The following is a 4,349-nucleotide window of genomic DNA, read 5'->3' as shown; positions in this document are numbered from 1 at the left end:
CGCCCTGCTGGGCCGTCGGCCGGCCGGCCGCCCGGTCTCGGTGCTGCACCACGGGCCGCTGCCCCGGGCCGCCGAGACCGCACGGCTGGTCGCGGAGCAGCTGACCGGCGTGCGGCCGGAGCCGTGCGAGGAGGCCGGGGACTTCGTGCCGTACGTGCCCCCGCGGGAGGAACTTCCCGGCGACAGCGCCGCGTTCGTGCTGGACCGCCTCTCGTCCACCACGGCGCAGGAGCGGGCCGACGGTGAGGTGCTGGCGCGGCGGGCCGTCGAGCGGTTCACCGGGCCGGTGCCGGGCGGCGAGGAGCGGCACGAACTGGTCGTCACCCACGCCTTCCTGATCGGCTGGCTGGTCCGGCACGCGCTGGACGCCCCCGCCTGGCGCCGGCTCGGCCTCAACGCCGCCAACGCGGCGCTGACCGTCCTGCGCTACACACCCGGCCGGCCGCCCGCCGTGCTGCTGCTGAAGGACCAGGGCCATCTGCCGGAGGAGCTGCGCTGGACCGGGTTCCCGCCCCAACTCCGCTGCTGACAAGGGATCGAGGGCCCGTCGACAGGAATATGCAGACCGGTCTACTATCGCCGCATGGGAGTCAAGGGCGAGGAGACCCGGGCCCGGCTGATCGCCGGCACCAGGGAACTGATCGAGGCGCAGGGCTACTTCGGGACGGGCCTGAACCGGATCGTGGCCGCCACCGGCGCCCCGCGCGGCTCGCTCTACTTCCACTTCCCCGGCGGCAAGGACCAGTTGGTGGCCGCCGCCCTCACCCAGGCCGGCCAGGAGGTCGAGGCGCTGCTCGCCGGCCTGGCCGCCGAGGGAGCCGGCACCACCGCCCTCGCCGAGCGCCTGATCGAGGCCTTCGCCGACCGTCTGGAGCAATCCCGCTACACCAGCGGCTGCCCGATCGCCACCGTCGCCCTGGAGGTGGCCGGCACCAACGAGACCCTGCGGACGGTCTGCGCCGAGCTGTACGCCGGCTGGCAGCAGGTCCTGGCCGGCCGCCTGGAGGGCGAGGGCTTCGGCCCGGCGGAGGCCGAGGTCGCCGCCGGGCAGGTGCTCGCCCTGCTGGAGGGTGCCGTCCTGCTCGCCTCCGTCCGGCGCAGCCGCGAACCGCTGGACCACGCCCGGCACGCCGTCCGGCAGTTGCTCGGCCGCGGATAGGCGGCGCACGGGCAGGGCGTTCCGCGCCTCCGCCTGCCCGAAAAATATGCAGACCGGTCTACTGATTCTGGATTCCTGGAGTTCACCATGGCCCCCGTCCCACCGCCCCGCATCCTCGTCCTCGGCGCCACCGGCTTCCTCGGCCGCTGGCTGGTCCTCGAACTCCTCACCCGCGGCGAGCCGGTGGCCGCCGCCGTCCGCGACACCGGCCGCGCGAACGCCCTGCGCCGGTGGCTGCACGACCACGGCACGGACGGCACCGCGCTGACCACCGTCACCGCCGACCTCACCCGCCCCGGACTCGGCCTCTCCCCCGAGGACGACGCCCGGCTCGCCGAGGTCCGCGACGTCCACAACCTCGCCGCCCGCTACGCCTTCGGCCTCACCCGCGCCCAGGCCGAACCCGCCAACGTCCACGGCGCCCTGCACACCCTGCACTGGTCCGCCACCCGGCCCCGGCTGCGCCGCCTGGTCCACCTCTCCGGCTACCGCGTCGGCCGCGACCCGCAGCCGCGGTACCCCCTCGACCCGTCCGCGACCGCCGCGCTCTACACCAGCCTCGGCGCGTACGAGGCCTCCAAGCACCTCGGCGACGCCGCCGTCCGGGTCACCGCACCCGGCCTCGGCGTCCCGCTCACCACCGTCAACCCCAGCAGCGTCATCGGCCACTCGCAGACCGGTGAGGCCGGCCAGTACCTGGGCCTGGCCCAGCTCGTCCACCAGCTCCACCGCGGCCGCCTCCCCCTGCTGCCCGGCACCCGGCGCACCTTCCTCCCCGTCGTCACCGTGGACCACCTGGCCCGCTTCCTCGCCGCCGTCCCCGAGCACGACCGCGCCCCGCTCACGGCCCACACCGTCCTCGACCCCGCCACCCCCTGCCTCCCCGACCTGATCACCCTCCTCGCCCACCACCTCGGCGTCCGCCCGCCCCGCGCCCGGATCCCCGTCGCCCTGGTCCGCCGCCTCCCCCGCGCCCTCACCGGCGCCGACCCGGAGACCCTCACCTTCCTCTCCGAGGACCGCTACGACACCAGCTCCGCCGACCGCCTCACCAGCACCGCCGGCCTCACCCACCCGCCCCTCACCCCGGCCCTGACCCGCTGGGCCACCCGCCTGGTCGAGGAGGGCTTCGGCACACCGTGACGGCAGCACGGAACGCCGGCCGCCAGGTCCGCCGCTCGCCGACGACCGGCAGTACGGCGGCGATGACGCGGGCCGGCACCACCACACACCGCGGGGCGCGGCACATCCACCGGCACCACGGGCATGATGTGACGTCACGTCAGTTACACGCCGGGCGGGGCCGGATGGCGTTTCGGTTCCACTTCGCCGGCGAGGATCTGGCGCGTACCAGGGTGGCGGGTGCGATGGCCTCGATGGTCGAGCTGAACGTGCAGTGCGCGTCCTGCAGGAACGCAACCACCAGGTACGGCTCGGGGCCTGGTAGCGGACGGCACGCGGGCCGTCCGCCCGCCCCTCCCGATCGAGACCGTCCGGCAGGGCCGCGGCTGAGCGGCTACGCCTCCCGCTCGAAGAGCAGCGCCGTCCAGTGCACCCCGTCGCGGCCGTGCAGTTCGGGGCGGACGGCGCGGTGGAGGAGCCGCAGGCCGCAGGCCTCGGCAAGGGTGATGGTGAGCTCGGGCGGGAGGTCGAACATCCGGCGGCCGGGTGGGACAGGACCGTGGCGGAGGGTGAGGGCGAGCCGGCCGGCGGGGGCCAGGAGGCGGGTGAGCGCGGCCATGGCGGGCGGGCGCTCGGCAGGGGCGAGGTGCATCCAGACGGCGGTGAGCAGGACGAGGTCGTAGCGTTCGCCCTCGGCGGCGAGCAGCGGCAGTCCGGGCAGCGCGTCGGCGATCCAGCGCACGCCCGAACCGGCGTGCAACCGTTCGCCGACAGCGCGGAGTTCGGGGGTCGGCTCGGCGGCGACCACCCGGTGGCCGAGAGCGGCGAGGGCGGCGGCGTCACGGCCGGTGCCGGCGCCGACGTCGAGGACGGACGCGGGTGGGGCCGGGTACAGGTGATGCAGCTCCCGGTGCACCTCGGCGAAGCTCACGCTCTCGTACTGCACGGCGAGTTGCTCCGCCGCCTCGCCGTACCCGGCGGTGCCGGCCGGCGCGTTCACTGCGCCTCCCGGACGGCCACCGCGTCGCCGGCCGCGGCCGCAGCCGCGAGGAAGACCCGCAGCTCGCGCAGGTCGTGGACGACGAGCGCCGAGGCACGCAGGAAGGCGGAGGCCGTCGCGACCTGCTCGGGGCGTAGCACCGGCATGGAGCCGCCCGGCAGCGCCCCGCCCGCGAGCCGGTCGTACCGGATGTCGCGGTCGCGGGGCACGAGTTCGCCGAATTCCTCCGGCGCGCAGGTGTCCACGGCCCGACCCGGCCGACGGCAGCAGAAGTGATCCACACTCACCCGCCCAGCGTAACGAAGCCGGCGCTCCGCACCAAGCCGATTCAGGCCGTACCGAGCCGGGGTTCAGGCCGTACCGAGCCGGTTCAGGCCTCGCCGGGGTGCCAGGCGGGCCATTCCCAGGGGCGGTCGGCCCAGTGGACCCGCTGGGGGTCGCGCGGGTCGAGGTCGGGGAAGAGCTGGTGGACACGGGGCTCGAACTCCTCCGGCGCGAGCGGCTCCCAGCCATGGCCCTCGAAGTGGACGAGGCGGTAGCGGCTGTCGGTCCGGAACTCGGCCACCTCGACCAGGGGCTTGGACGTGCTGTTGGTCTCCATGGCCCCAGCATGTGGCGCGGTGGCAATCAGCGCCCGTCCAAACCCCTCTTCCGGGTCATGTCCCGGCGTCGGCGCGCTCGTTGAGCACGGAAAGGTTCGAGGGGGGCCACTGGAAGGAGGAGCACATGACTGCGCAGCCCACCGGAGGGCCATGGCAGTGGCCGCAGAACGCCTGGCAGCCGCCGGTCCCGGCGAATCCGCCACCGCCGTGGTCCACCGCCACGGCGCCGAGGCGTCTGTCACGCAAGGCCTGGACGGCCACGATGGTCGGGACGGGAGCCGTGCTGGCCTCCGTCCTGGCGATGTGCGGGCCGGGGTCGGGTGACGAGGTCCGCGTGGCGGCGGTGCCGGACGCCACCCCCTCCGCCTCGGAGCCGGCAGCGCAGCCGCCTCCGGCCTCCCCGTCGCCGACCGCACCCGCGCCGTCCCCGCTGCCACCGCCCACCCCGGGGGTGGCGCTCCCGGCG

6 protein-coding genes and 1 pseudogene are annotated in these 4,349 nt (G+C 75.4%); 4 read left to right on the top strand and 3 right to left on the bottom strand.

Features of this window, described 5'->3' with window-relative positions:
- The 3 genes from KS423_RS39585 to KS423_RS39575 all read left to right on the top strand — a co-directional run.
- Positions 1-529, top strand: a 529-nt coding sequence (locus KS423_RS39585; RefSeq protein WP_224284569.1) for a histidine phosphatase family protein, incomplete at its 5' end; no start/stop codon positions are given.
- Between the two features lie 54 nt (positions 530-583).
- Complete coding sequence (locus tag KS423_RS39580; RefSeq protein WP_224284568.1) at positions 584-1,159, top strand: TetR/AcrR family transcriptional regulator; 576 nt, start codon at positions 584-586, stop codon at positions 1,157-1,159.
- Positions 1,160-1,246: 87 nt separating this feature from the next.
- On the top strand, positions 1,247-2,302 hold the full coding sequence (locus tag KS423_RS39575; protein ID WP_224284567.1) for an SDR family oxidoreductase: 1,056 nt from the start codon (positions 1,247-1,249) through the stop codon (positions 2,300-2,302).
- 373 nt (positions 2,303-2,675) lie between these two features.
- Here KS423_RS39575 and KS423_RS39570 read toward each other — a convergent pair whose 3' ends face one another.
- The 3 genes from KS423_RS39570 to KS423_RS39560 all read right to left on the bottom strand — a co-directional run bounded on the left by KS423_RS39570 (position 2,676) and on the right by KS423_RS39560 (position 3,882).
- Positions 2,676-3,281, bottom strand: coding sequence for a bifunctional 2-polyprenyl-6-hydroxyphenol methylase/3-demethylubiquinol 3-O-methyltransferase UbiG (locus tag KS423_RS39570; RefSeq protein ID WP_224284566.1), 606 nt, complete (start codon positions 3,279-3,281; stop codon positions 2,676-2,678).
- The gene (locus tag KS423_RS39565; protein ID WP_224284565.1) at positions 3,278-3,568 is read right to left on the bottom strand and encodes a hypothetical protein; all 291 of its coding nucleotides are present in this window, start codon (positions 3,566-3,568) and stop codon (positions 3,278-3,280) included. The genes KS423_RS39570 and KS423_RS39565 overlap by 4 nt, the downstream gene beginning before the upstream one ends.
- Positions 3,569-3,651: 83 nt before the next feature.
- On the bottom strand, positions 3,652-3,882 hold the full coding sequence (locus KS423_RS39560; RefSeq protein WP_224284564.1) for a hypothetical protein: 231 nt from the start codon (positions 3,880-3,882) through the stop codon (positions 3,652-3,654).
- Between the two features lie 125 nt (positions 3,883-4,007).
- Between KS423_RS39560 and KS423_RS39555 the strand changes: the two are divergent.
- Positions 4,008-4,349: pseudogene (locus KS423_RS39555) on the top strand (hypothetical protein); the annotation flags it as partial.

It is taken from the genome of Streptomyces sp. LS1784, assembly GCF_020103755.1.
Lineage (GTDB): Bacteria > Actinomycetota > Actinomycetes > Streptomycetales > Streptomycetaceae > Kitasatospora.
The sequence above is the reverse complement of the archived record's forward strand: the minus strand, read 5'-3'. Positions and strand labels throughout refer to the sequence as shown.